Source organism: Achromobacter sp. EB05 (assembly GCF_044232075.1).
Taxonomy (GTDB): Bacteria; Pseudomonadota; Gammaproteobacteria; order Burkholderiales; family Burkholderiaceae_B; genus Achromobacter; species Achromobacter dolens.
Window position 1 is genome coordinate 5606012 of the sequence record NZ_CP155917.1, and the last position, 24848, is coordinate 5630859.

Annotated in this window: 21 protein-coding genes and 1 tRNA gene; 11 read left to right on the forward strand and 11 right to left on the reverse strand. The window is 68.4% G+C overall.

Annotation, left to right across the window (positions count from 1 at the left end):
- The first annotated feature begins 91 nt into the window (after nt 1-91).
- The 7 genes from AAID08_RS25540 to prpF all read left to right on the forward strand — a co-directional run bounded on the left by AAID08_RS25540 (nt 92) and on the right by prpF (nt 9025).
- A complete protein-coding gene (locus AAID08_RS25540; protein WP_395757069.1) occupies nt 92-949 on the forward strand; it encodes an alpha/beta hydrolase in 858 nt (285 codons plus the stop codon).
- Nucleotides 939-2750 (forward strand): M48 family metalloprotease, encoded by a 1812-nt coding sequence (locus AAID08_RS25545; RefSeq protein ID WP_395757070.1) that lies wholly within the window; start codon nt 939-941, stop codon nt 2748-2750. The genes AAID08_RS25540 and AAID08_RS25545 overlap by 11 nt, the downstream gene beginning before the upstream one ends.
- Nucleotides 2751-2899: 149 nt before the next feature.
- A complete protein-coding gene (locus AAID08_RS25550; protein WP_144655585.1) occupies nt 2900-3952 on the forward strand; it encodes an alginate lyase family protein in 1053 nt (350 codons plus the stop codon).
- Between the two features lie 96 nt (nt 3953-4048).
- Nucleotides 4049-4216: a hypothetical protein gene (locus AAID08_RS25555; protein WP_116791614.1), complete on the forward strand. Its 168-nt coding sequence runs from the start codon at nt 4049-4051 to the stop codon at nt 4214-4216.
- Between the two features lie 234 nt (nt 4217-4450).
- Entirely contained in the window at nt 4451-5161 is a 711-nt protein-coding gene (locus AAID08_RS25560; RefSeq protein WP_049076328.1) for a GntR family transcriptional regulator, read from the forward strand.
- Complete coding sequence (gene acnD / locus AAID08_RS25565) at nt 5158-7776, forward strand: Fe/S-dependent 2-methylisocitrate dehydratase AcnD (RefSeq protein ID WP_395757071.1); 2619 nt, start codon at nt 5158-5160, stop codon at nt 7774-7776. The genes AAID08_RS25560 and acnD overlap by 4 nt, the downstream gene beginning before the upstream one ends.
- A gap of 64 nt (nt 7777-7840) precedes the next feature.
- Nucleotides 7841-9025: a 2-methylaconitate cis-trans isomerase PrpF gene (gene prpF, locus AAID08_RS25570; protein ID WP_054500591.1), complete on the forward strand. Its 1185-nt coding sequence runs from the start codon at nt 7841-7843 to the stop codon at nt 9023-9025.
- 211 nt (nt 9026-9236) lie between these two features.
- On the opposite strand, the gene AAID08_RS25575 is transcribed toward prpF, so the two are convergent.
- From AAID08_RS25575 to AAID08_RS25595, 5 genes are all read right to left on the reverse strand, one after another.
- Complete coding sequence (locus AAID08_RS25575) at nt 9237-10772, reverse strand: argininosuccinate lyase (protein WP_395757072.1); 1536 nt, start codon at nt 10770-10772, stop codon at nt 9237-9239.
- 151 nt (nt 10773-10923) lie between these two features.
- On the reverse strand, nt 10924-12228 hold the full coding sequence (locus AAID08_RS25580) for an ATP-binding protein (RefSeq protein WP_395757073.1): 1305 nt from the start codon (nt 12226-12228) through the stop codon (nt 10924-10926).
- Between the two features lie 290 nt (nt 12229-12518).
- Nucleotides 12519-13295 carry an SDR family oxidoreductase gene (locus tag AAID08_RS25585; RefSeq protein ID WP_395757074.1) on the reverse strand — a complete coding sequence of 259 codons (777 nt, stop codon included), beginning with the start codon at nt 13293-13295 and terminating at the stop codon, nt 12519-12521.
- A gap of 34 nt (nt 13296-13329) precedes the next feature.
- Complete coding sequence (locus AAID08_RS25590; protein ID WP_049076344.1) at nt 13330-14244, reverse strand: 3-keto-5-aminohexanoate cleavage protein; 915 nt, start codon at nt 14242-14244, stop codon at nt 13330-13332.
- Nucleotides 14245-14254: 10 nt separating this feature from the next.
- Nucleotides 14255-15478 carry an ABC transporter substrate-binding protein gene (locus AAID08_RS25595; RefSeq protein ID WP_100507583.1) on the reverse strand — a complete coding sequence of 408 codons (1224 nt, stop codon included), beginning with the start codon at nt 15476-15478 and terminating at the stop codon, nt 14255-14257.
- A 138-nt stretch (nt 15479-15616) separates the two neighbouring features.
- Between AAID08_RS25595 and AAID08_RS25600 the strand changes: the two genes are divergently transcribed.
- Complete coding sequence (locus AAID08_RS25600; RefSeq protein WP_231891503.1) at nt 15617-16393, forward strand: Crp/Fnr family transcriptional regulator; 777 nt, start codon at nt 15617-15619, stop codon at nt 16391-16393.
- A gap of 75 nt (nt 16394-16468) precedes the next feature.
- Nucleotides 16469-17062, forward strand: coding sequence for a GNAT family N-acetyltransferase (locus tag AAID08_RS25605; protein ID WP_372415999.1), 594 nt, complete (start codon nt 16469-16471; stop codon nt 17060-17062).
- Between the two features lie 43 nt (nt 17063-17105).
- Here AAID08_RS25605 and AAID08_RS25610 read toward each other — a convergent pair whose 3' ends face one another.
- Nucleotides 17106-18161: an RNA methyltransferase gene (locus tag AAID08_RS25610; protein WP_116791620.1), complete on the reverse strand. Its 1056-nt coding sequence runs from the start codon at nt 18159-18161 to the stop codon at nt 17106-17108.
- A 78-nt stretch (nt 18162-18239) separates the two neighbouring features.
- Nucleotides 18240-19295 carry a DUF72 domain-containing protein gene (locus AAID08_RS25615; protein WP_395757075.1) on the reverse strand — a complete coding sequence of 352 codons (1056 nt, stop codon included), beginning with the start codon at nt 19293-19295 and terminating at the stop codon, nt 18240-18242.
- Nucleotides 19296-19512: 217 nt separating this feature from the next.
- On the opposite strand from AAID08_RS25615, the gene AAID08_RS25620 reads away from it, so the two are divergent.
- Complete coding sequence (locus AAID08_RS25620) at nt 19513-20052, forward strand: helix-turn-helix domain-containing protein (RefSeq protein ID WP_081273463.1); 540 nt, start codon at nt 19513-19515, stop codon at nt 20050-20052.
- The gene (locus AAID08_RS25625; RefSeq protein WP_336235247.1) at nt 20049-21317 is read left to right on the forward strand and encodes a HipA domain-containing protein; all 1269 of its coding nucleotides are present in this window, start codon (nt 20049-20051) and stop codon (nt 21315-21317) included. The genes AAID08_RS25620 and AAID08_RS25625 overlap by 4 nt, the downstream gene beginning before the upstream one ends.
- Nucleotides 21318-21420: 103 nt before the next feature.
- On the opposite strand, the gene AAID08_RS25630 is transcribed toward AAID08_RS25625, so the two are convergent.
- The 4 genes from AAID08_RS25630 to AAID08_RS25645 all read right to left on the reverse strand — a co-directional run bounded on the left by AAID08_RS25630 (nt 21421) and on the right by AAID08_RS25645 (nt 24823).
- Nucleotides 21421-21494: transfer RNA gene (locus AAID08_RS25630), tRNA-Gly, on the reverse strand.
- 79 nt (nt 21495-21573) lie between these two features.
- Nucleotides 21574-22560 carry a Bug family tripartite tricarboxylate transporter substrate binding protein gene (locus AAID08_RS25635; protein WP_395757076.1) on the reverse strand — a complete coding sequence of 329 codons (987 nt, stop codon included), beginning with the start codon at nt 22558-22560 and terminating at the stop codon, nt 21574-21576.
- Between the two features lie 66 nt (nt 22561-22626).
- The gene (locus AAID08_RS25640; RefSeq protein ID WP_175143427.1) at nt 22627-23589 is read right to left on the reverse strand and encodes a hydroxymethylglutaryl-CoA lyase; all 963 of its coding nucleotides are present in this window, start codon (nt 23587-23589) and stop codon (nt 22627-22629) included.
- A 40-nt stretch (nt 23590-23629) separates the two neighbouring features.
- Entirely contained in the window at nt 23630-24823 is a 1194-nt protein-coding gene (locus AAID08_RS25645) for a CaiB/BaiF CoA transferase family protein (RefSeq protein WP_395757077.1), read from the reverse strand.
- Nucleotides 24824-24848: the final 25 nt, after the last annotated feature.

Consider the following 24848-nt stretch of genomic DNA (forward strand, 5'->3'; position numbering starts at 1 on the left):
CCCACAGCATGCCACAGAGCCGCTCCGCGTCGCCCACGCATGCGCCGGCCGGGCTACATTACCCGGCATCCCGACCACCCGCGCCACCGCCATGTCCGCCCTCCGCCTGTTCTGCCTGCTTGCGCTGCTCTGCCTGCCGCCCGGTTTGGCGTCGGCCGTCACGCTCACGGACCAGCGTTATGGTCCGGACGCCGCGCAACTTGCCGACGTCTACTTGCCTGCCACGCCCGGCGCGCCGCTTGCCCCGATCCTGGTGCTGGTGCATGGCGGCTCCTGGTTGCACGGCGACAAGGCCGAACCCGATTTCATCCAGGGCAAGCTGGCGCGCTGGCTGCCGCTGGGCTTCGTGGTCGTCTCCGTCAATACCCGCCTGCTGCCCGACGCGGGGCCGCGGGAACAGGCCGAGGACCTGGGGCTGGCCGTGGCCTGGGCCCAGCGCCAGGCCGCCGGCTGGCGGGCCGATCCGGCGCGCATCCTGATCATGGGCCACTCCTCGGGCGGCCATCTGCAGGCCCTGCTGGCGGCCGACGCCCCGCTGCGCGAGCGCACCGGCGCCCGGCCCTGGTTGGCCAACATCATCCTGGACGGCACGCCCTTCGATCTGCCGGGCATCATGGCCGCCGAGCACGCGCCGTTCTATGACAAGGCATTCGGCAACGATCCGGCCTATTGGCGCGCCGCCTCGCCCGCCGCGCAACTGAGCGGCCCCAACCCGCCGACGCTGCTGGTCTGCTCGTCGTTGCGGCCGCACTCATGCCAGCGTTCGCGCGACTACGCGCAACGGTTGAGCGAGCACGGCGGCCAGGCGCAGGTGCTGCCGGTGGCGCGCAATCACGGGCAAATCAATACCGATGTCGGCGGCGACAACGAACAGACCCGGGCGATCATCGCATTCATCGATGCGCAATTGCGGCGCCAGCCCGCCCGCGCGGACACCCATGGACAATAGACGGGCAAACCCGCAACGCTGGCGCATCGGCGCCTGGCTGGCCTTGGGCGACGGCGTGCTGCTGGCCGGCGGCGCGGCGCTGTGCGCGCTGCCGCTGCTGGCCTGGGCGCTGCTGCCGGGCGCGGCCGCCCTGGCGGGCGTGGCGCTCACGCTGCCCGCGCTAGTGTCCGGCGTCATCATGCTCAGGACGCCGTTCAGCGCCGCCCCCGACACTAGCGAGGAAGGCCTGCCGCTGCGGCTTGACGACGCGCCCGGCCTGTTCGAAGCGCTCGACGGCATCCGCGACGCGATGGCCGCGCCGCCGCTGGATGCGATCTATCTCGACGGCGAATTCAACGCCGCCATCCGCCAACACCGCAGGCTGGGCGGCAAGACCCGCAACGTCCTGTGGCTGGGGCTGCCGCTGCTCGACATGCTGTCGCCATCGGCCTGCCGCGCCATCCTGGCGCATGAATACGCCCACATCGCGCAACGTCATGGCCGCTACGCCAGCCGCGTGTATTTCGCGCGTCTGCAATGGCAGGAAGTCGCCCGCCGGCTGGACCGGCGCCGGCGCCTGTCCAGCGCGCCGCTGCGGCTGTTCGTGGCCTGGTACGTGCCGCGCTTCCTGGCGGTCAGCCTGGACTTCGCCCGGCAGTGCGAAGTCCAGGCCGATGCCGAAGCCGCGCGCGTCTGCTGCCAGCCCGCCATGGCCGAGGCGCTGTCGGCCATGGCGCTGCAATGGCGGGCGTTGCGCGACGCCTGGCCGGCGCTGCTCGCCGCCAGCGATCCGCCGCGGCCCTACGCGGCGTTGGCGGCGCGGGATGCGCTGGCCGCGCCTGCCGACGAAGCCGAAGCCCGCGTCTGGCTGCACGCCGCCCTCTGCGCCACGACCGCCGACGGCGATACACACCCGTCACTGGCGGATCGCCTGGCCGCGCTGGCAGCCGATCCGGCCCGGCCGTTGCCGTGGCGCCGCGCCGCCCCCACCGCCGCGCAGGCCTGGTTGTCCGGCCAGCGCGCGTCCCTGGCGGCTCGGCTCGACGCGTGCTGCGCGGCGCAATCGGCTGACGAGGCCGCGCAGGTCCGCCAGGAGCGGGAAGCGCTCACCGCCCAGTACCACGACCTGCTGCGCAAACGCCGCATCCGCGCCTTGTCGGCCGACGAGACCGCGCGCTGCGCCTGGTTGCGGGGCACCCTGGACGACGACGTCACGGGCGCCGCCCTGCTGGCCGAAGACGGCCTGCGGCTGGCGCCCGGCCATCCCGCCCTGCTGGCCCAATTGGCGCGCTGCCGCCAGCGCGAGGGGCATCCACGGGAAGCCGCGGACCTCTGGCTTCGCGTCGCGGACCACGCCGGCCCGGAACAACTGCCCAGCCTGCGCCACCTCAGCCTGGCGGCCCTGCGCGCGGGCGACCACGCACTGGCCGAGGACTACCGCCGCCAGGCCGACGCCCTGCAGCAATCCCTCTCGCGCGCCGACGCGACGGACGGTTACGATCCGCACGACCTGTCGCCCGCCGAGCTCGGCAAGCTGGCCGACACGCTCGACCCCTTGCTGCGCATCGCCACCGGCGCCTGGTTGCTGCGTCCCGCGGGCGGCGGCCGCTATCAGTTGCTGGTGCTGGCGCGCGACGCCGCCCTGCTGCGCCTCATCGGCCGCCTCACCGGCGAACCCAGTTACCTGCGGCGCGATTGCGAACAACTGCTGGGCCGGCTGCTGCCGCGCCTGCGCCTGGACGTGGAGGCCGACATCATGGCCGCCGGCGATCCCCGGCTCGCCTGGTGCGTCGAGCAGGCGCGCGTGCGCCGCCCTGCCTGACGGTCGCCTGACACGCCGCGCGCCGTGCAACTTTCCGCCCGGCGCGCGGTCGATCCACCACACCACGCCCTCCGGCAGGCCGGCGGCCACCACCGCCCCCGGGCAGGCGGGTGAATGGCAACCCGCCCGACCGGGCAAAGGCACCCGCAATGCGTTCTCTTTCTTTCTCCTTCCGTGGCGGCGCCCTGCCCGCCGTCGCGCGCTGGCGCTACCTCGCCTGCCTGCCGCTGATCCTGCTGGGCGCCCAGTCGCTGGCCGCGCCGCGCCAGTGCGAACCGGCGCCGCCCGGCCCGCGCGACCTCGAAGGCACCGGCTACTACACCGACGCCGCCCACTCGAAGATCGACCCGGCGCTGCAGGCCCGCAACCAGGCCCAGACCAAGCCGCTGAACGATTACGCCCGCCGCATTGCCGACCTGTCCGACGCCTACCTGGCCCATGGCGACGCCGCCGCCGGCCAATGCGCGCTGGCGTGGCTTGCAGCCTGGGCCAAGGACGACGCCATGCTCGGCCGCATGATCCACGGCAACAACGACCAGGCCGACTACCTGCGCGAATGGACCCACGGCGCGGCGGCCATGGCCTATCTCAAGACCCTGCCGCTGGCCACGCCGGCGCAGCGCGGCCTCATCGCCTCCTGGCTCGAACAGCTATCGCGCGCCAACCTCGCCTACTGGGACGATCCCCGGCACAAGCGCAACAACCACTATTACTGGACCGGCGTCGGCGTCATGGCGACCGCCCTCGCCACCCGCGATGCCGGCCTGCTGCGCAGCGCGCAGGCGATCTACCGCAAGGGCATCGACGACATCCAGGCCGACGGCAGCCTGCCCATGGAAATGGCGCGCGGCGGCCGCGCGCTGCACTATCACGACTATGCCGCCGCGCCCTTGGTGACAATGGCCGAGCTGGCCTTTGAAGACGGCCAGGACTGGTATGGCTACCGCGACGGCGCGCTTGGCCGGCTGGCGCGGCGCGTGGCCGAGGGCTACCGCGACAGCGCCTGGTTCGCGCGTCAGGCCGGGGTGGCGCAGCAGGACCGGCAGCCGCATGGATTCACGGGCTGGGTCGAGTTCTACCGCCGCCATGCGCCGCAAGCGCACGTCTTCGACGCCCTGCACGCCGCCGGGCCGTACGACGAGCCCCGCCTGGGCGGCGACCTGACGCTGATGGCGACCCACGGCATCCTGCCCCGCTCGTGACGCCGGCGCACCGCCCGGACGGGCCGCGCCAGGCGTAAACTGAACCGTGACGACAAGCTGTATGCGGCCGCCGAGGGGCAGCCGCCGGAGATCGCCATGCAAACCACCGCCACTCGCACACTCGCCCTGCTGGCCGCCCTGCTGATACTGGGCGGCTGTTCCTCGCTGGGTCCCGGCGGCCCGCCGCATCCGGGCGCGGTCAATCCCTACAGCAGCGGCGGTTTCCACGACGCCGGCCCGAACTACCCGGACACCGGCCCCTGAGCGCCCTGGCCGGCGTCCACCGCGGCCACTTCCCGCACTTTCGCCAGCGCGATGCGCCACGACACGTATCTGGCGCCGCCCCGGCGCGCCTTGAAGCGCCGGTTCGCCGCAGACGCCAATGCGCCCCAGGGCGCTTGCGCCAAGATCGGACGGAAGGTAAATTGTTGACAATCAATCGCCTAGAACGGGCCTTAACCGGTTTTTCACTGGAAAAATCATCAGATTGTTGACACAATGAGCAAAGTGCTGACGCTGCCCGGCGCCGCCTCCGGCGATAGCGAGACCCTGGCGGAACACATCTTCCGCAAGATCCAGTCCGCCATCGTCAAGGGCGAGATCGCCCCCGGCAGCAAGATTTCCGAACCGGAACTGGCGCGCATCCACGGCGTCAGCCGCGGCCCGCTGCGCGAGGCCCTGCACCGGCTCGAAGGCCAACGGCTGCTGGTGCGCGTGCCGCACGCCGGCGCCCGCGTGGTGTCGCTCAGCCCGCAGGAACTGGCCGAACTCTACGAAATCCGCGAATCGCTCGAAGGCATGGCCTGCCGCCTGGCGGCCGAGCGTATGGCGCCGGCCGAAGTCGAGCAGGTGCGCCAGGTGCTGCACGCCCACGAAAAGGACGAGGCCTTCCAGGCCGGCACCGGCTATTACCAGCAGGAGGGCGACTACGATTTCCACTACCGCATCGTCAAGGGCAGCGGCAACCAGATGCTGTTCCGCATGCTGTGCGACGAGCTCTACCAACTGGCGCGGATGTACCGTATCCAGTACTCGACCACTCCCAACCGCCCGCGGCAGTCGTATGCCGAGCATCACCGCATTCTCGACGCCATCGCCGACCGCGATGGCGAGCTGGCTGAACTCCTGATGCGCCGCCACATCCGCGCATCCCGTCTCAACATTGAAAAACAGATCGCTCAGGGCAACCTGAAGCGCACCGAGGCATGAACAAATCCTATCGCAAGCCCCTGCAAGGCACCCGCCTGGACTATTTCGACGCGCGCGCCGCCGTGGACGCCATCGCCCCCGGCGCCTACGACCGCCTGCCCTACACCTCGCGCGTGCACGCCGAGAACCTGGTGCGCCGCTGCGATCCGGCGCTGCTGACCGACGCGCTCAAGCAGTTGATCGAACGCCGCCGCGACCTGGACTTCCCGTGGTATCCGGCGCGCGTGGTCTGTCATGACATCCTCGGCCAGACCGCGCTGGTCGACCTGGCCGGCCTGCGCGACGCCATCGCCGACAAGGGCGGCGACCCCGCCAAGGTCAACCCGGTGGTGCCGGTGCAACTGATCGTCGACCACTCGCTGGCGGTGGAATACGGCGGCAACGATCCCGACGCCTTCGCCAAGAACCGCGCGGTGGAAGACCGCCGCAACGAAGACCGCTTCCACTTCATCGACTGGACCAAGCAGGCCTTCCGCAACATAGAAGTGGTGCCCCCGGGCAACGGCATCATGCACCAGATCAACCTGGAGCGGATGTCGCCGGTGATCTACACGCAGGATGGCGTGGCCTTCCCCGACACGCTGGTCGGCACCGACAGCCACACCCCGCACGTGGACGCGCTGGGCGTCATCGCCATCGGCGTGGGCGGCCTGGAAGCCGAGAACGTGATGCTGGGCCGCGCCTCGTGGATGCGCCTGCCCGACATCATCGGCGTCGAACTGACCGGCCGCGCCGGCCCCGGCATCACCGCCACCGACGTGGTGCTGACGCTGACCGAATTCCTGCGCAAGGAAAAAGTCGTGGGCGCCTACCTGGAGTTCCACGGCGAAGGCGCCGCCAGCCTGACGCTGGGCGACCGCGCCACCATCTCCAACATGGCGCCCGAATACGGCGCCACCGCCGCGATGTTCGCCATCGATCAGCAGACCATCGACTACCTGCGCCTGACCGGCCGCGAGGACGAGCAGATCGCGCTGGTGGAAACCTACGCCAAGACCGCCGGCCTGTGGGCCGACAGCCTCAAGACGGCCGAGTACGAGCGCGTGCTGCGCTTTGACCTGTCGACCGTGGTGCGCACCCTGGCAGGCCCGTCCAACCCGCACCGCCGCCTGCCGGTTTCCGACCTGGCCGAACGCGGCATCGCCGGCACGGTCGAGAACCAGCCGGGCCTGATGCCCGACGGCGCCGTCATCATCGCCGCCATCACCAGCTGCACCAACACCAGCAATCCGCGCAACGTCATCGCCGCCGGCCTGCTGGCGCGCAACGCCAACCGCGCCGGCCTGACGCGCAAGCCGTGGGTCAAGAGCTCGCTGGCGCCCGGCTCCAAGGCCGTGGCCCTGTACCTGGACGAAGCCGGCCTGACCGAAGACCTGGAGAAACTCGGCTTCGGCGTCGTGGCGTTTGCCTGTACCACCTGCAACGGCATGTCGGGCGCGCTCGACCCCGTGATCCAGCAGGAGATCATCGACCGCGACCTCTACGCCACCGCCGTGCTGTCCGGCAACCGCAATTTCGACGGCCGCATCCACCCCTACGCCAAGCAGGCCTTCCTGGCCTCGCCGCCGCTGGTGGTGGCCTACGCCATCGCCGGCACCATCCGCTTCGACATCGAGCGCGACGTGCTGGGCACCGACGCCAGCGGCCGCGAGATCCGCCTGAAGGACATCTGGCCCAGCGACGAAGAGATCGACGCCATGGTCAAGGCCGCCGTCAAGCCGGAACAGTTCCGCAAGGTCTACGCGCCCATGTTCGGCCTGCGCAACGAACGCGACGCCGCGGTCGAGCCGCTGTACGCGTGGCGCCCGCAGAGCACCTATATCCGCCGTCCGCCGTACTGGGAAGGCGCGCTGGCCGGCGAGCGCACGCTGCGCGGCATGCGTCCCCTGGCCGTGCTCGGCGACAACATCACCACCGACCACCTGTCGCCGTCCAACGCCATCCTGATGGACAGCGCCGCCGGCGAATACCTGCACAAGATGGGCCTGCCGGAAGAGGATTTCAACTCCTACGCCACCCACCGCGGCGACCACCTGACCGCGCAGCGTGCCACCTTCGCCAATCCCAAGCTGTTCAACGAGATGGTGAAGGACGCCGACGGCAACGTGAAGCAGGGCTCGCTGGCCCGCGTGGAACCGGAAGGCAAGGAGATGCGCATGTGGGAAGCCATCGAGACCTACATGTACCGCAAGCAGCCGCTGATCATCGTGGCCGGCGCCGACTACGGCCAGGGCTCGTCGCGCGACTGGGCCGCCAAGGGTGTGCGCCTGGCCGGCGTCGAAGCCATCGCCGCCGAAGGCTTCGAGCGCATCCACCGCACCAACCTCATCGGCATGGGCGTGCTGCCGCTGGAATTCAAGCCGGGCGTGAACCGCAAGACGCTGGGCCTGGACGGCACCGAGACCTACGACGTGGTGGGCGAGCGCAAGCCGCGCGCCGACCTGACGCTGGTGATCCACCGCCGCGACGGCGAGACCCTGGAAGTGCCGATGACCTGTCGCCTCGACACCGCCGAGGAAGTGTCCATCTACGAAGCCGGCGGCGTGCTGCAACGCTTCGCGCAGGACTTCCTGGAAGCGGAATCGGCCGCCGGTTCGGCCAAGAAGGCCGGCTGACCCCCCACAGCATGGCGGGCGCCGCGGCGCCCGCCTTCCCCACCCAAGACATCAGGACTGCCCCATGGCCCATGCCCCCCAGATCAAGATTCCCGCCACCTACATGCGCGGCGGCACCAGCAAAGGCGTGTTCTTCAAGCTCGACGACCTGCCCGAATCCGCCCGCGTGCCGGGCCCGGCCCGCGACGCGCTGCTGATGCGCGTGATCGGCAGCCCCGACCCCTACGGCAAGCAGATCGACGGCATGGGCGCGGCCACTTCCAGCACCAGCAAGACCGTCATCATCGGCAAGAGCAGCCGCCCCGAACATGACGTCGACTACCTGTTCGGCCAGGTCTCGATCGACCAGGCCTTCGTCGACTGGAGCGGCAACTGCGGCAACCTGTCGGCCGCCGTCGGCCCCTTCGCCATCAGCAACGGCCTGGTGGACCCGGCCCGCGTGCCGCGCAACGGCATCGCCGTGGTGCGCATCTGGCAGGCCAACATCCAGAAGACCATCATCGCCCACGTGCCGATCACCGACGGCGCGGTGCAGGAAACCGGCGACTTCGAACTGGACGGCGTGACCTTCCCGGCCGCCGAGCTGCAACTGGAATTCATGAACCCGGCAGAGGAAGGCGACGGCGGCTCGATGTTCCCCACCGGCAACCTGGTGGACGACCTGGAAGTGCCCGGCATCGGCACCTTCAAGGCCACCATGATCAACTCCGGCATCCCCACCATCTTCCTGGACGCCGAGGCGCTGGGCTACACCGGCACCGAGCTGCAGGACGACATCAACGGCGACGCCGCCGCGCTGGCGCGCTTCGAGACCATCCGCGCCCACGGCGCGCTGCGCATGGGCCTGATCCAGAAACTGGAAGAAGCCGCCGCGCGCCAGCACACGCCCAAGGTGGCCTTCGTGGCCCGCCCCAGGGCCTACACATCCTCCAGCGGCAAGCAGATCGGCGCCGGCGACATCGACGTGCTGGTGCGCGCCCTGTCCATGGGCAAGCTGCACCACGCCATGATGGGCACCGCCTCGGTCGCCATCGCCACCGCCGCGGCCGTGCCGGGCACGCTGGTCAACCTGGCGGCCGGCGGCGGCCAGCGCGACCAGGTCAACTTCGGCCACCCCTCGGGCACGCTGCGCGTCGGCGCCCAGGCCCAACTGATCGACGGCGAATGGACCGTCACCAAGGCCATCATGAGCCGCAGCGCGCGCGTGCTGATGGAAGGCCGGGTGCACGTGCCGCCCACCGGGTTCTGAGGCGACCGACGCCGACCGGGCCGCTACTACCTGATTCCCCAACCCTATGCGCAGGTCAAGGCCGACATCGAGCAAGGCCTTGCCGGCAAGGACCTGGGCGGCTTCGATGGCCGCGACCTGCCCGACCAGATCCGCTGCGACTACTCGATGGCGTGCCGCTGACCCCGGCCGGCGCGGCGCGCCGCCCGGCATCGCGCGGCCGGGCGGCCGCTTACTGGGCCTTGTCCTTCGGCGCGCTGGCCACCAGCGCGTCAAAATCCTTGTCCAGCGCGGCCAGCGAATCGGCGATGTGGGCGCGGCGTTCCTTGATCCACTTGTCCTGCGAGGCCAGTTGCTCGCGCGCCTCCTTGATCATGCGCTCCATTTCCGCCGGCTGAGGGCCGCCACTGGTGGCGCGGTTCTTGACGATGGCGACCGGGTCCAGCGTCGAACGGAACTCGGCCTCGCTCATCGGCAGTTCGTTCGGGTACTTGGAACCCTTCATCGCCTCGGCGTAGATGCGGCGCGCCTGGTCATACGGGAAGTCCAGCGGCTTGATGTTGTTGGTCTTGGCGTAGCTCACCACTTCCGACGCGAAGTGATGGCCGTCGCGGAACGGCAGCTTGTACTTGCGCATCAGCACGTCGGCCAGTTCCTGCGAAGCGGTCCAGTCGCTGTTCAGTTCCTCCAACGCGCGGTCCGGGCTGATCACCATGGCCTTGAGCACGCGATCCCAGCGCTTGAGCGCGGAGATGCCGGCATCGACCATGGCCGAGTTCTGCTTGACGTCCTTGGGGTCGCTCATGCCTGGCGTGATGTTGTGCGTCTGGATCACCGGCCCCATGGCCAGCGTCACCGCCGTCGACGCGTCGCTGCGGGTGTCGTTGAGCAGGCCCGGATTGCGCTTTTGCGGCATGGCGCTGGACACGTAGGTGTTGCCGCCGCCCTCTTCCAGCAGGATCCAGGGCCGCGACTGGGCATACTGCGTCATCACGTCCTCGACGAAGTTGCCGGTGCGCAGCGCGATGCTGGTGACGATAGACGCCACTTCCACCGGCTGGTCCATCGACGAGATCTGCGAGGCGTCATAGGCGTTGTCCACCAGCGCGGTGAAGCCCAGGTACTGCGCCATGCGCTTGCGATCCAGCGGCCAACTGGTGCCGTTTAGCACGGTGGTGCCCATGGGCGAGCGGTCGATGCGCGCGTAGGCTTCGCGGATGCGTTGGGCGTCGCGCGCCAGGCCGGCGGCCTGTCCCAGCAGGTAGTGGCCATAGCTGTTCGGCTGGGCCGCCACGCCGTTGGTGTAGTTGGGCACAATGGTGGCGCTGTGCTTGGCGGCCAGCTCCACCAGCGTGGTCGACGTGGCATTGAGCTGGTCCGCCAGTTCCAGCAGCTTGTCGCGCAGGATGGCGCTGCGGTAGGTGGCGTGCATGTCCTGGCTGGAACGGCCGGCATGCAGCAGCGTCACGTCCTCGCCCGCGGCCTTGATCAGCAGCGGCTCGAAGGTGATGACGCTGGCCGGCCGCTTGGCGCCGGGCTGGTTGCCGTCATTGACCACCTTGGCCACGCCCGCCGCCAGGCGCGGCGCCATGGCCTTGTCGAGCAGCCCCTGGTCGGTGTTGATCACGGCCGTGGCCTTGTTGATCTCGCCCAGCCAGAAGAAGGGATCGTGCGGCGGCTTGGCAGCGGGTGCCTGCTGGGCGGAGGCGGCGTGGGCGCCGAGGGACAAAACGAGGGCTGCGCCCAGGGCGGGCAGGAAATGTCTCATGGTGTTCTCGTTATGAGGGGGAAATCAAACCCCTGTATCAAACACCATTTTTGCGCCCCGCGTGCCACAAAATGCAATCCGCCATGCAACGGGCCGGGCGCGACCGCCCACGCCTGCGGGTTGACCCCTATGCCTGGCGGCCAGTCGAATGCTATGCCGCCGACGCTGGCACCGCCCAGCGCAACACGAAGCGCGCCCCGCCCATCGGGCTGTCCGTGACACTGATGGCGCCACGGTGCCCGACCGCGACGCGCTGCGCGATCGCCAGCCCCAGCCCGGCGCCGCCGGTGCCGCGATCGCGGCTTTCATCCAGCCGGATGAAGGGTTCGAAAATCCGTTCGCGATCGGCCACCGGAATGCCCGGTCCGTCGTCGTCCACGATCAGCTCGAAATGCCCCGCCGACGTGTGCGTCAGCGCGACTTCGACGCGGCCCCGCGCATAGCGCACCGCGTTCTGCACCAGGTTCAGCAGGGCCCGGCTCATATAGCGCGGATGCAGGCACACGTGCGGGGGATGGCCGTCCGCCACGACGCAGCGCACATTGCGCGCCTCGGCCTGGTGCGCCACCTGGGCCAGGGCCTCGCCCAGCCAGTCGCGCGTGTCCACGGTTTCCAACCGCACGGCCTCTTCGGTGGGCCGTTCCAGCCGCGCGTACACCAACAGCTCCGCCACCATGCTCTCCAGCTCCGAAATATCCGCGCGCATGTCGCGCAAGACCGGCTGATGCGCTGGCGGCAGGCCGCCGCGCCCCAGTTGGTCCACCTCGAACGACAGCCGCGCCAGCGGCGTGCGCAGCTCATGCGAAACGGCGTTGGTCAGGCTGCGCTGATTCTCGATCAACGCGGCAATGCGCTCGGCCATGTGATTGAAACTCTCGCCGACGTGACGGATCCCCGCGATGCGCGACAGGCGCACGCGCATGCTCAGTTCCCCGTGCCCCATGCGCAGCGCGGCATTGCGCAGCGCGTCCATGTCGCGCCACATCGGCAACGCCCACAGCGCCAGCAGGCCGATCGCCACCACGATCCCCAGGCACAGCCAGACGGACAGGGCGACCACGGTGTCGAACACGTTGGGCAGGCGCAACTCCAGCCACTGCGCGGGCTCGCCCGGCAACGGCAGCAGGTGGGTGTCGAAATCGTCGCGCATCACGACGCCCATGCTCTGCCATTGCTCGCGCTCATCCTCGGTCAGGTGGACCTGATGCGCTTGCAGCAAGCGCATCGCGATGCCGTAATGTGGCTGCACCTGGTCGCGCAGCACGTCTTCGCGCCGCGCCGGCGGCACCGCGTCCAACCGCTCATGCAACTCGTAGAACTGGCCCCGCAGCGATTGGAAGGCAACCTCTTCGACCATCGGCTTGAGCAGCGCCCCCAGCCCCTTGTCCACGAACAGATAGGCCAGCCCCAGGCTGATCAGCACCACGACAACGACACGAATGAGAAATCTGAGCATCAGTAGCCTTCGGGCCGGCGGCGGGCGCGTCCGCGCAGCGAGGGCGGGCGGAGAGGGATGATGGAAACGCGCGGACGGCCGCAATGGCGGATCGCGCGGGCCGCGGCGGATGCGCGCCCCGGGATGATAGAAAACAAGCCGGCGGCCGTTCCGCCGCCTTTTGTGTGGGATTTGTGAAAAAAAGTGAAACGCCGGCGGGCCGCGGTGCCGCTAGCCGTCGCGGCGATCGACCCGCGCGGCCATGCCGCGGATCAGGCGGCCCTGTCGGGCGCCGCGCCCGCCATGCCCCGTCACCCCAGGTATTCGACGTTGCCGCACACCGAAATGCTCTGGCCGCTGATCATCGCGCCCTCGTCCGAGCACAGGAACGCGACCTGATTGGCGATATCCTCGGGCTGCGTCATCCTGCGCAGCGACACCTTCTCCACCAGTTGCGCGCGCATGACATCGTTGCTGACGCCGCCGGCCGCCGCGCGCGCGGCGATGATGCGCTCGACCCGCTCGCCCGCCACCACGCCGGGCAGCACCGAATTGACGCGGATGCCGGACGGTCCCAGCTCCATCGCCCAGGTCTGCGTCAGCCCCGCCAATCCGAACTTGCTGGCGCTGTAGGGACTGCGCAGCGAAAAACCCAGCCTCCCCGCGACCGACGAGATATTGATGATCGCCCCGCCGCCCGCCTCGCGCAGCAGCGGCACCGCGCTGCGCGCGCACAGGAACGTGCCGGTCAGGTTGACGTCGAGCGTGGCGCGCCACGCCGCCAGGTCCGTCTCCTCCAGCCGGCTGGTCGGGCCCGACACGCCAGCGTTGTTCACCAGCGCATCGAGCCGGCCCCAGCGCGCGGCCAGGTCCGTGAACATGGCCAGGACCTGGGCCTCGTCGGATACATCCGTGACGCTGCCGCTCAGGCCCGGATGCGCCTGCACGGCGGCCTGCACCGCCTCTGCCGCCACATCACAGATATGCACCTGCGCCCCCGACGCCAGGAACTTGCGCGCGATCGCCAGCCCGATTCCCCCCGCGCCCGCGGTGACCAGGACCCGCTTGCCTTGCAACGATTCGATCATCAGGCTTCGTCCTTTGAAAAATGCCGCATGGGTCTCACAACGCGAATGCCGGCCGCACGCCGCCCCGCAGCGGCAGGCCCATGATCTCGCGCGCCTCGGCGGGCGTCGCGGGCTCCATGTCCAGTTCGCGGATGATGCGCACGATGCGCTCGGTCAGTTGCACGTTGGTCGCCAGCTCGCCATGGCGGTAATACAGGTTGTCCTCCAGCCCCACCCGCGCATGCCCGCCCAGCAGCAGCGCGCTGATGTTGGCTTCCAGCTGCGACGGCCCGATGCCGCTGACGCAGAAGATGCTGTTCCTGGGCAGCAGGTCCACCATCATCTGCAAATGGCGCGGCGAGAACGGCATCGCGTTCTGGAAGTTGCGGTGCACATTCATCACCAGGTTGATGAAATGCGGCTCCTCATCCAGCCCTTCGTTGATCAACGTGGTCGCGTCCTGCAGGATATGGGTCGGGCTGAACACCTCCCACTCCGGCTTGATGCCGCGCGCCTTCATGCCGGCCGCCAGTTCGCGGGCGCGGGACAAGGGCGTATTCATCAGGTATTCGCGGTCGCCGAAGGCCAGGTTCAGCGTGGTGGCGTCCAGCGTGCACATCTCGGCGCCGGCGTCCATGCCCTTGAGCCGCTCTTCCCACAGGATCTCCCAGGTGCCCGGCGTGGTTTCCCTGACCATGTCGCCGTGCACGCCGCCGCCCGTGGAATTGTTCAGCACGATGTCGCAGCGCTCGCGGATGCGCTGGTTCATGTCGCGGTAGATGGCCGCGTCGCAGGTGGCCTGGTCGTCGGGGCGGCGCGCGTGCAGCGCGACCACGCTGGCCCCGGCGTTGTAGCAGCGGTAGACGTCCTCGGCGATCTCGGCCGGCTGGGTCGGCAGATGCGGGTTCTGGCTCTTGAACGCCATGCCCCCGGTGGGAGCAATGGTCACGATCACTTTGCGTTTTGCCATGGCGATTCTCTTATTTCCAAAGGGCGCAGCGGGTCTCGGCCTTGGTGGTGAAGGCCTCGTTGCCATCGATGGTCTGGACCACCTTGAAGTAGTCCCAGGGCGCCTTCGATTCCTCGGGCGTCTTGACCTGCAGCAGATACATGTCGTGCACCACGCGGCCATCCGGACGCACCACGCCGTTCTTGATGTACACGTCGTCGAGCTTGTTCTCGCGCAGATACGCCAGCACCTTGTCGGCGTCGTCCGTGCCGGTGGCCTTGACCGCGCGCAGGTACTGGATGGCGGCCGAATAGTCGGCCGCCTGCAGCGACGACGGCATGGCGTTGCGGCGCTCGTAGAACTTCCGCGCCCAGGCCCGCGTCTCGTCCGACGCGTTCCAGTACCAACTGTCGGTCAGGTACATGCCCTTGGCCGTCTCCAGGCCCATGGCGTGGATGTCGTTGATGAACATGATCATGCCGGCCAGCCGCATCGTCTTGGTCAGGCCGAATTCGTTGGCCGCCTTGATCGCATTGGTGGCGTCCGCGCCGGCATTGGCCAGCGCCAGGATCTCGGCCTTGCTGGCCTGCGCCTGCAACAGGAACGACGAGAAATCGCTGGTCGACAGCGGATGCTTGACCGACCCGACCACCTTGCCGCCGCCGGCCTCGACCACCTTGGTGGTATCGGCCTGCAACGCATGGCCAAAGGCGTAGTCCGCCGTCAGGATGTACCAGCTCTTGCCGCCCGCCTTCACCACCGCCGCGCCCGTGCCGCGCGCCTGCGCCACGGTGTCGTAGGCATAGTTCAGCGTGTATGGGGTGCACTGCTCGTTGGTCAGGGCCGGCGCGCCCGCGCCCACCACGATGATCGGCTTCTTCTTGTCGGCGGCCACCTTCGACATGGCCAGCGCCGTGCTCGAATTGGTGCCGCCGATCAGCATGTCCAGGCCGCGCTGGTCGAACCATTCGCGCGCCTTGGCCGAGGCAATGTCCGCCTTGTTCTGGTGGTCCGCCGTCAGCAGCTCGATCTTCTTGCCATTGATCTCGCCGCCCATCTCCTCGATGGCCATCTTGATGGCTTCGGCCCCGCCCGGGCCGTCCGGCCCCGAATAGACGCCCGACATGTCGGTGATGAAGCCGATCCGGATCACGTCGTCGGAAATCTGCGCCCGGGCCGCGCCCGCGTGCAGCAGCGCGCCGGCGATGGCGCCGGCCAGGACAGCGCGCGAAAACCTGCGTGGCATTGACAACATACCTGTCTCCTCTTATGGTTTTTTGGCTCTGGGGCCCCGAATATTCTCGGACTGGCCCCGCCAGCGAACAGTCATCATGTTGACAAAGCGCCCTAGGGTTTACCTGGGCGCCCTCACCACGGCGGAACGGGGACAACCATGCGCGCACCGGCAGCCGGAACCGGCCATGAACCTGCCAGCCCGAAGCGGCGAGCCAAGCAAGACCCGGTGGACCGGATGCTGGCCGTCGTGCCCTGGTACAACGGCCTGCCGCGCCTGGAACGCGACGTGGTCCGGGCCGAGCTGCGGGTGGTGTCATTGCAGGCGGGCGAACGCCTGTTCCGCGAGGGTTCGAAATCGCTGGGCTGGTATGGCGTGGTGGACGGCCTGGTGAAATGGTCGTCGCGCGGCTCGGACGGTCGGTCGCTGTCGCTGGCCGGCTTCAGCACCGGCAGTTGGTTCGGCGAGGCCACCATGATCCGCCGCGAGCCGTTCGAATACGAAGTGGTGGCGCTGCGCCCGAGCCAGGTCGTGATCCTGCCGCGCGACACCTGCGAGCGCCTGTGGAACAACAATATCGCGTTCACCAAGGCGCTGATGACCCACCTGGCGCAGCGCGTCAATTGGCTGATGGCCTGCTATACCGGCAACGTGCTGCTGGACGTGGACACCACGGTGGCCCGCGCCGTCGCCGCGCAGTTGAACGCCGAGCAGCATTCCGGCACCAACGGCCGCCTCAAGATCTCACAGGAAGAGATCGCCGGCCTGTGCGGCGTGTCGCGCCAGCGCTGCAACGCCGCGCTGACGAAGCTGGCGCGGGCGGGGGTGCTGCGCACGCATTATGGCGGCATGACGATCCTGGATCGGGAGGGCCTGTACCGGCACGCGAAGCTCAACCGCGAGCCTGCTGATCACCCGGCCGACATGCCCGCATAGCCCGCCAGTCGACCCGGGCGGTCAACGCCACGCGTTTCCACCGTTCACCTGTCCGCGGTATCTTCTCGCCTTCCATTGCTGCCCATCCTGCGCCCCATGATCCCCTCCCCGACGGCCCCGGCCGGTCCCCTGCTCACGCCCCGCCTGTCGCTGCGGCAAGCGACTCGCCAACATGCCCCGGCCCTGCTGGCGTACCACCTTGCCAACCGGGCCCACCTGCGGCCCTGGGAGCCCGCCCGGTCCGACGCGTTCTACACCGCCGCGTCGACCGAAGAACGGCTGGCCGCGATGGAAACGAGTGCCGCCGCCGGGCAGGCGGTGCACCTGCTGCTGTTCGACAGGACCGACGACAGCCTGGTCGGCACCTGCAACTTCACCAATATCGTGCGGGGGGCCTTCCAGGCCTGCCATCTGGGCTTCTCTGTCGCGCAAGACCGCGAAGGCCAGGGCCTGATGCGGGAATGCCTCCTCGCGGCGACCCATTTCATGTTTGCCGAGCACGGGCTGCACCGCATCATGGCGAACCATCGCCCCGAGAACACGCGCAGCGCGCGCCTGCTGAGCAGCCTGGGGTTCGAGCGCGAAGGCACGGCCCGGGCCTATCTGAAAATCGACGGAAGCTGGGCGGACCACGTGCTGACGTCGCTGATCAATCCCGCCGACGCCTGACCGGCGACGACAACGCGCCGCCGCGCCCCGGGCAAGGCCGCGTCTACGCGGCTTGCCGCGTGGTGGCGCGGTTGCGGCGCAGTTCCACCACCTGCTCCGCCCCCGCCGCGCGGGCACGCAACTGGCCGCAGCCGCCGTCCACATCCTGCCCGGCGCTGTTCCTGATCTTGGTCAGCACGCCGCGGCGATGCAGCGTGCGCACGATCTCGCGAATGCGTTCGGCCTCGGGCCGCTGGTAGTCGTCGCCTTCCATGCTGTTGAACGGGATCACGTTGAGCACGCCGAACTTGCCCTTGAGCAGGCGCGGGATGGCGTCGAGTTCGTCGTCGCCGTCATTGACCCCCTTGAGCAGCGTCCACTGATACTGGATCGGGTAGCCGGTATCACGGGCGTAGCGCTCACCCATTTCCACCAGGTCCCGCGGCGCGATCTTCGGCGCGCGCGGCAGCAGGTGCTCGCGCAGCTCGGCGCGGGTCGTATGCAGCGACAGCGCCAGGGCCGGCTTGACGGCCTGTCGCGGCAGCGCGTCGAACACGCGCGGATCGCCCACGGTGGAGAACACCAGGTTCTTGTGGCCGATATTGCCTTCGGTGCCCAGCAGGTTGATGGCTTCCAGCACGTTGTCCAGGTTGTGCGCCGGTTCGCCCATGCCCATGAAGACCACTTTCTTCACCGCGCGCAGCCGCCGCGCCAGCACCACCTGCGCCAGGATCTCCATGCTGGCCACCTGGCGGATCAGGCCGCTCTTGCCGGTCATGCAGAACCGGCAGCCGACCGCACAGCCGACCTGGGTGGACACGCACAGCCCGTCTCGCGGCAGCAGCACGCTTTCCACCATCTGGCCGTCGGCCAGGTCGACCAGCAGCCGCGAGCCATCGTGGCCGGCATGCTCGGAACGGACACGGGCCAGGCCGTCCAGCTCCGCCGCCAGGGCGGGCAGCGCCTCGCGCAGCGCCAGCGGCAGATAGTTGTCGAAGCGCCGCCGCCATATGTCGCTGTCGAACGCCTGACCGGTCAACCAGGCGCGCAGGACCCGCCCGCGATGGGCGGGCTGGGCGCCTAGGGCGGCGAGACGTTGGTGGAAATCGGCGTAGCGCATGGGGAGCGGATTTTAGCGCGCCCGGCGGGGGCGCCCGGCAAACTCGATGCCGGGCAGGGCGAGCCGGACAGGCCCGATCTACCCGGCGATGGCCTGGGCCAGTTTCTGGATGGACAGCGGCGCGCAGCCCTCGGCGTCATTGCTGACCGTGACGTAGGCCGGCTGGCCCGCGCCCGTAATGCCGCGGATCGTGCGCGCCAGCGCCGCGCGCGTGGGAAGATCCTCGCTGAGCAGGGCATTGAACGGATCATGCTTCTTCTGCGCGTCCGCATAACCGTATGCGCCGAACACGCGGTTCAGGTTCCAGCGGCAGACCAGCGGCCCCGGCCAGAGCGCGCGCAGCATCGGCAGTTGCGCGTCGATCGGCGGCATCTTGCCATGCAGCCCCAGGCAGAACGTGGCCCCATGCGCCTTGAGCGTGTCGACCAGCGCCTGACCCAGCAGTTCCGGGTCGCGCACTTCCACGGCGACGATCACGGCATCATGCGCGGACAATGCCTCCCGCACGGCGGCCAGCATGCGCCCCAGTTTCTCGAACAGCGATACCGAGCGGCTCAACATGCCCAGAGGCAACGGACTCAGTTGGAACACCAGCACACCGAGCTTGGCCCCCAGGCCTTCGAGCGCCGGGCGCACGAATTCCTGGACAGCCACCGACGGGTCGAGGAAAAGCGGGTTGGCCTGCCGCGTCCTGCCTGCTTCGCCACGCACCTGGGCGTCGGTAACGCTGGCAGGGCATTTGACGACGAAACGGAAATCCTCATCGACCTGCCCCGCATAAGCGGCGTACTGGCTCGCCGTCAACGGCTGCCAGAACGTGCGGTCCACGCAGACCGTGCGCAAAAGCGGATGCTGGTGGTAGGCGCCCAGGCCGTGCCTGGACAGTGTGCTCGAATCGTATTCGCCGTCCCAGACCAGCCCTTCCCAGCCGGGATACGACCAGGTGGAGACGCCAAAGCGCAATTGGGCGGGCAACTGCTGGGCGAGCGCGCGCCATTCCTGCCCCGCGGGCGCGGGAAGCACTTTGGCCATGCCCCGGAGGGCGGAAAGCTCGGGGATGTCAGGAGGCGTTGCCTGCCGCGGGGCCTCGGCCGGAGGGACGGGCAGCGCGTCGCCGAAAAGATCTTCTTGCATTACTTGTCATTCTGGCGCGGGTGATGGGCTATAGGGTACTTGAATCACGCCTGGCACTTTGGATGTAATTATTTTGGCCATTCTTATCCAAAAAGAATGAAATATTTTCATTCCCATATTGCTGGAAAAGACGTAAGCACCTCCCTGACCCCCAGAAAACACCTCATAAATGCTAATATTTTGGCATCTAATATCTCAAATAGCTAAAATATTAGCCATGGCAAAAAAGACCGCCCCTCTCCTGCCAGGAACCAGCAAGCTCCTCGTCGAATTCGGTGAGCGGCTCAAGCTTGCGCGCCTGCGCCGCAAGTTGTCCGCCAAACAAGTCGCCGAGCGAGCGGGCATGTCTCCCATGACCCTGCGTTCCCTGGAGGCCGGCGGGTCGGGAGTCACGATCGGGGCTTACCTGTCCGTCATGCAAGTCCTGGGGCTGGCCGACGATCTCGCCAAGCTTGCGGGCGCCGACGAACTCGGCCGACAACTTCAGGACGCTCGCTTGATCAGGAATGCTTCTGTGCGTCGCCAACACAGGACCGCCCCGGAGACGGTCGGCCACCCGTCACCGAACGCCCGAGCGCGGGACAACGCCTCCTCAACCCAGACCAATAGCGCGAAGACGAAGGTCCGCAAGCCGGCGGCTGCAAGCGCGGGGAAGCCGGTGGAAGGCAAACCAGGGAAAAGCGTCGACATCGCGAGTACGGACAGCCTGGCCTCTTTGCTTCGGAAACCGAAACGTAAAGGGAACGCGCCGTCATGAGCATGATCGCCGTATATGCGGATTGGGATGGACTGCCCGGCCCCCAACGACTCGGCTTCTTGCACAGCCACAAGACCCGGGCGACTGAGCGATTCGAATTCGAATATGACGAAGCCGCGCTCACATCCCCGCTTTTCCACGGGCTGCAATTGGACCCGGGCATTCAAGCCTTCGGCGGACCACAGTACCCCGTCGCACCAAGAGACCAATTCGGGGTCTTCAAAGATTCCAGCCCCGACCGTTGGGGCCGCCTTTTGATGGATCGAAGATTCGAGCGTGACAAACGCCAAGGTCTGGTGCCGGCGGGGGCCCGTCTATACGAGTCGGATTACCTGCTTGGCGTGCATGATGTGTACCGCGTGGGAGCGCTGCGGTACCGACTCGAGGACACTGGAGATTTCCTCGACAATCGCATCAACCTTGCGGCCCCGCCGTTTACAGAAATCCGCGCGCTGGAGCAGGCCAGCCGTGCGCTTGAGCGAGACCCCGACAACGTCGCGGTCCGGGGACAGGACTGGCTGCGCATGCTCATCGCGCCAGGCGGCTCACTCGGCGGCGCCAGGCCCAAGGCGAGCGTCGTGGACGACGCCAGTCGTCTTTACATTGCCAAATTTCCGAGCACACGAGATACCCATGACGTCGGCGGATGGGAAATGGTGGTCAACGCCTTGGCCAGCGGTTGCGGCCTCAATGTCGCGGCGGCTCAAGCCCGGAAGTTTGCCAGCGATCATCACTGCTTCATTGTGCGCCGCTTCGATCGCACCGATGCGAGCCATCGCCTGCATTTCGCCTCTGCGACGACCCTGACTGGCCACAGCGATGGCGACGACGCCTCGACGGGGGCCAGTTACCTGGAACTGGCGGAGGCACTCATGAACCAGGGCGCGCAACCCAATGAAGATCTGCGAGAACTATGGTCGCGAATCGTCTTCAACATCCTCGTATCCAACGCCGACGATCACCTTCGCAACCATGGCTTCATCCTGGTGCCGGGCCTCGGCTGGAAACTCTCCCCGGCGTACGACATGAACCCCGTCCCTTACGCCGACGGTCTCAAGCTGAACATTACCGATGCGGATAATGCCCTGGACCTGGAATTGACTCGACAGATTGCCAGCTACTTCCGCCTGACCCTTCATGAAGCAGACGAAATCATCAACGATTTCCGGGACATTGTCGGCCAATGGCGAACCCTGGCCCAAAGACTGGGCCTATCCGCATGGGAACAGGACCGAATGGCAGAGGCCTTCCGCCTTGCCGCATGATGCGCGATTGACGCGGATGTCACGCTGCGCACACCCGCTGGCGCGGCGGCCAATGCGAGCATGGCACACGGCCCGTTGCGAGTCAGACAGGGAACTGGCGAATTGGAGCGGGTGAAGGGAATCGAACCCTCGTATGAAGCTTGGGAAGCTGCCGTTCTACCATTGAACTACACCCGCTCGGGTGTCGTGCCCCGGCGCAAGACCGGAGCAGAGGCAGGAATTATAGCCTGGGTTTTTCCGCCCCAGGCCAGCGCCATCAGTTCGCCGTGATCCCCGCCGCCTTCACCACCTTGCCCCAGCGGTCCAGCTCGGCCTGGGTGTAGTCGCCCAGCGCCTTCGGCCCCATGAATTCGGCCTCGGCGCCCTGCTCGGCCGCCTTCTGGCGGAAAGCGTCGGTCTGCATGATCTTCTGGATTTCACCGGCGATCTTGTCCACCACCGGCGCGGGCGTGTCCTTGGGCGCGTACATGGCGAACCAGGACGAGACGATCAGGTCGGGATAGCCGGCCTCGTCGGCGGTGGGCACGTCCGGCAGCGACGCCAGGCGCGTATTGCCGGTGACGGCCAGCGCGCGCAGCTTGCCGGCGGCGATCTGGCCGAGCAGCGGCGGCGGCGTGGTGATGGTCATGTCGACGGCGCCGCCCAGCAGGTCGTTCAGCGCCGGGCCGGTGCCCTTGTACGGGATATGCGTGATCTGCGTGCCCGCCATCTGGTTGAGCAGTTCGGTGGCGACCTGCTGCAATGAACCATTGCCGGACGAGGCGTAATTGAGCTTGCCCGGATTCGCCTTGGCGTACGCGACCAGGTCTTTCAGCGACTTGATCGGCAGGTCCGGCCGCACCACCACGACCTGGGGCGCGGACAGCACATTGGCCACCGGCGCGAAATCCTTGATCGGATCCCAGCCGGAGGTCGGCGTGACGTGCGGGGTGATGACCTGGAAGCCCGAATACTGCAGCAACAGCGTGTAGCCGTCGGGCTTGGCGCGGGCCACGGCCTGCGCGGCGATGCCGCCGGAGGCGCCGGGCTTGTTCTCGACAACCACACTCTGGCCGAGGGCGGCGCCCAGGGGCTGGGCGATGAGCCGGGCGGCGATGTCGGTGGTGCCGCCGGGCGCGGCCGACACGATCAGCGTGACGGGACGATTGGGAAAATCCGCCTGGGCGTGGGCGGCGCCAGCGGCGGCCACGCCCAGCGCGATGGCGCAGGCGCGTAGAACGGGAACGAAACGGAATGCGGTCATGCGGTTGTCTCCTTGCTGTTTTTGTATGAAGCGCCCGATGGCCGGGCGCGTGGTGTGAAGCAAAACCTAGGCGGCGTCGCCGGCCGGCCCGAACCGCTCCGCCAGCCACGCGGGCGGCGGATGCGCGGCCAGGCGCGGTCCGGCGCGCAACAACGCCATGGGCAGCTCGCGGCCGACCAGCCCCGGCAGTCCGCGCAGGATGGCAAGCAGCGATTCGAGCGACACGCCCGTGCGCAAGCCCATGCACTCGAACATGTGGACCAGTTCTTCGGTGTTGACGTTGCCGCTGGCGCCGGGCGCGTACGGGCAGCCGCCCAGGCCGCCGGCGGCGGCGTCGAAACGGGTGATGCCGGCCTGCCAGGCGGTGACGGCATTGGCCAGCGCCATGCCGCGCGTATTGTGCAGGTGGACGGTAAGCGCCACGCCCGGCAGGCGCCGCGCGGCGTCGGCGCACAGTTCGCCCACCTGATTGGGATAGGCCATGCCAGTGGTGTCGCACAGCGTGATGCCACTGGCGCCGGCATCGACCAGGCGAGCGGCCAGGTCCAAGACCTGTTCCGCCTGCACGTCGCCGTCGAAGGGACAGCCGAAGGCGGTCGACAGCGACACATTGCAGGGCGCGCCGGCGCGCGCGGCGGCGGCCAGCACCTGGCTGAGTTCGTCGAACGATTGCTGGCGGGTCATGCGCAGGTTGGCGCGGTTATGCGTCTCGCTGCAAGACATGACCAGGTTCATCTCGTCGACGCCGGCTTCCAGCGCCCGCTCCAGGCCGCGGATGTTCGGCACCAGCGCCGTATAGATCACGCCGGGCCGGCGGCGGATACCCTGCATCACGGCGCCCGCATCGGCCAGGGCCGGAATGGCCTTGGGCGAGGTGAAGCTGGTGACCTCGATGCGGGCAAAGCCGCAATCGGACAATGCATCGACGAAGGCGATCTTGTCTTCGGTGGGCACCATGCGCGCCTCGATCTGCAAGCCGTCGCGCGGGCCGACCTCGTTGATTTCCAGGACGGGGGAACCGGTGTTCATGAGCGCATCCTCGCTGCCGGATTAAGGGAAATGACGCGGTTCATGCGATCACGCCGCGCGCCCGCAGCGCCTCGCGCTGTTCCGGGCTCAGGCCCGCTGCCGCCAGCACCGCGTCGGTGTGCTCGCCCAGCGTCGGCGCACGCTCGCGCACCGCGCCCGGGTTGTCCGACAGGCACGGAAACACCGCCGGCATGTCCACGGCGATGCCGCTGGCGGCCTCCAGGCGGGTGATGGCGCCGCGCGCCTGGTAATGCGGATCGTGGGCGATGTCGGCCACCGAATAGATGCGGCCCGACGGCACGTCAGCCTCGCGCATGGCCTGCAACACCTCGTCGATGCTGCGTTCAGCGGTCCAGGCGCCGATGGCCTGGTCGATCTCGGCCACGCGGCGGGCGCGGCCGTCGTTGTGCGCCAGCTCGGGATCGCGGCCCAGGTCGTCGCGGCCGATGCGCGCCATCAGCCGGGTGTAGATGGCGTCGCCATTGCCCGCGATCAGCACATAGCCGTCGCGGCACGGATAAGCGTTGGACGGCGCGATGCCGGGCAACGATGCGCCGGCCGGTTCGCGCACCGCACCGAACACCGAATACTCCGGCAGCAGGCTCTCGCTGAGATTGAACAGGCTCTCGTACAGCGCCGCGTCGATGACCTGCCCCTGGCCGCCACGGGCATCGCGCTGGTACAGCGCCAGCAGCACGCCCAGCGCGCCATGCAGGCCGGCGATGGTGTCGCCCAGCGACAGGCCGGCGCGCACCGGCGCGCGGCCGGGCTCGCCATTCAGGTAGCGCAGGCCGGCCATGGCTTCGCCAATCGCGGCAAAGCCCGGCTCGCGCGCCTTCGGCCCGGTCTGGCCGTAGCCGGAAATGCGCAGCATGATCAGGCGCGGGTTCAGCGCGTGCAGCGTCTCCCACGACAGGCCCCACTTCTCCAGCGTGCCGGGACGGAAATTCTCGATCAGCACGTCGGCCTCGGCCGCCAACTGGCGCACGATGTCCTGGCCTTCAGGCTGGCGCAGGTCCACGCACACGGACTGCTTATTGCGCGACTGCGCCTCCCACCACACCGAGGTGCCCTCGTGCAGCAGCCGCCATTTGCGCAGCGGGTCGCCCTGCCCCGGCGGTTCGATCTTGACGACCTGCGCGCCAAAGTCCGCCAGCGTCTTGGCGGCGAACGGCCCCGCGATGAGTTGTCCGAGTTCCAGCACGCGTATGCCGGCGAGTATCTGCCCTGCCATGTCGCCTCCCGGGCGCATCCAACCG

Bases quoted from the DNA above. Each gene is read 5' to 3' on its own strand.
- AAID08_RS25555 (WP_116791614.1), top strand. From the start codon at position 4,049: ATGCAAACCACCGCCACTCGCACACTCGCCCTGCTGGCCGCCCTGCTG.
- AAID08_RS25590 (WP_049076344.1), bottom strand. From the start codon at position 14,244: ATGGCAAAACGCAAAGTGATCGTGACCATTGCTCCCACCGGGGGCATG.
- AAID08_RS25585 (WP_395757074.1), bottom strand. From the start codon at position 13,295: ATGATCGAATCGTTGCAAGGCAAGCGGGTCCTGGTCACCGCGGGCGCG.
- AAID08_RS25540 (WP_395757069.1), top strand. From the start codon at position 92: ATGTCCGCCCTCCGCCTGTTCTGCCTGCTTGCGCTGCTCTGCCTGCCG.
- prpF (WP_054500591.1), top strand. From the start codon at position 7,841: ATGGCCCATGCCCCCCAGATCAAGATTCCCGCCACCTACATGCGCGGC.
- AAID08_RS25640 (WP_175143427.1), bottom strand. From the start codon at position 23,589: ATGAACACCGGTTCCCCCGTCCTGGAAATCAACGAGGTCGGCCCGCGC.
- AAID08_RS25620 (WP_081273463.1), top strand. From the start codon at position 19,513: ATGGCAAAAAAGACCGCCCCTCTCCTGCCAGGAACCAGCAAGCTCCTC.
- acnD (WP_395757071.1), top strand. From the start codon at position 5,158: ATGAACAAATCCTATCGCAAGCCCCTGCAAGGCACCCGCCTGGACTAT.
- AAID08_RS25610 (WP_116791620.1), bottom strand. From the start codon at position 18,161: ATGCGCTACGCCGATTTCCACCAACGTCTCGCCGCCCTAGGCGCCCAG.
- AAID08_RS25625 (WP_336235247.1), top strand. From the start codon at position 20,049: ATGAGCATGATCGCCGTATATGCGGATTGGGATGGACTGCCCGGCCCC.
- AAID08_RS25545 (WP_395757070.1), top strand. From the start codon at position 939: ATGGACAATAGACGGGCAAACCCGCAACGCTGGCGCATCGGCGCCTGG.
- AAID08_RS25635 (WP_395757076.1), bottom strand. From the start codon at position 22,560: ATGACCGCATTCCGTTTCGTTCCCGTTCTACGCGCCTGCGCCATCGCG.
- AAID08_RS25600 (WP_231891503.1), top strand. From the start codon at position 15,617: ATGCGCGCACCGGCAGCCGGAACCGGCCATGAACCTGCCAGCCCGAAG.
- AAID08_RS25615 (WP_395757075.1), bottom strand. From the start codon at position 19,295: ATGCAAGAAGATCTTTTCGGCGACGCGCTGCCCGTCCCTCCGGCCGAG.
- AAID08_RS25550 (WP_144655585.1), top strand. From the start codon at position 2,900: ATGCGTTCTCTTTCTTTCTCCTTCCGTGGCGGCGCCCTGCCCGCCGTC.
- AAID08_RS25575 (WP_395757072.1), bottom strand. From the start codon at position 10,772: ATGAGACATTTCCTGCCCGCCCTGGGCGCAGCCCTCGTTTTGTCCCTC.
- AAID08_RS25595 (WP_100507583.1), bottom strand. From the start codon at position 15,478: ATGTTGTCAATGCCACGCAGGTTTTCGCGCGCTGTCCTGGCCGGCGCC.
- AAID08_RS25580 (WP_395757073.1), bottom strand. From the start codon at position 12,228: ATGCTCAGATTTCTCATTCGTGTCGTTGTCGTGGTGCTGATCAGCCTG.
- AAID08_RS25645 (WP_395757077.1), bottom strand. From the start codon at position 24,823: ATGGCAGGGCAGATACTCGCCGGCATACGCGTGCTGGAACTCGGACAA.
- AAID08_RS25560 (WP_049076328.1), top strand. From the start codon at position 4,451: ATGAGCAAAGTGCTGACGCTGCCCGGCGCCGCCTCCGGCGATAGCGAG.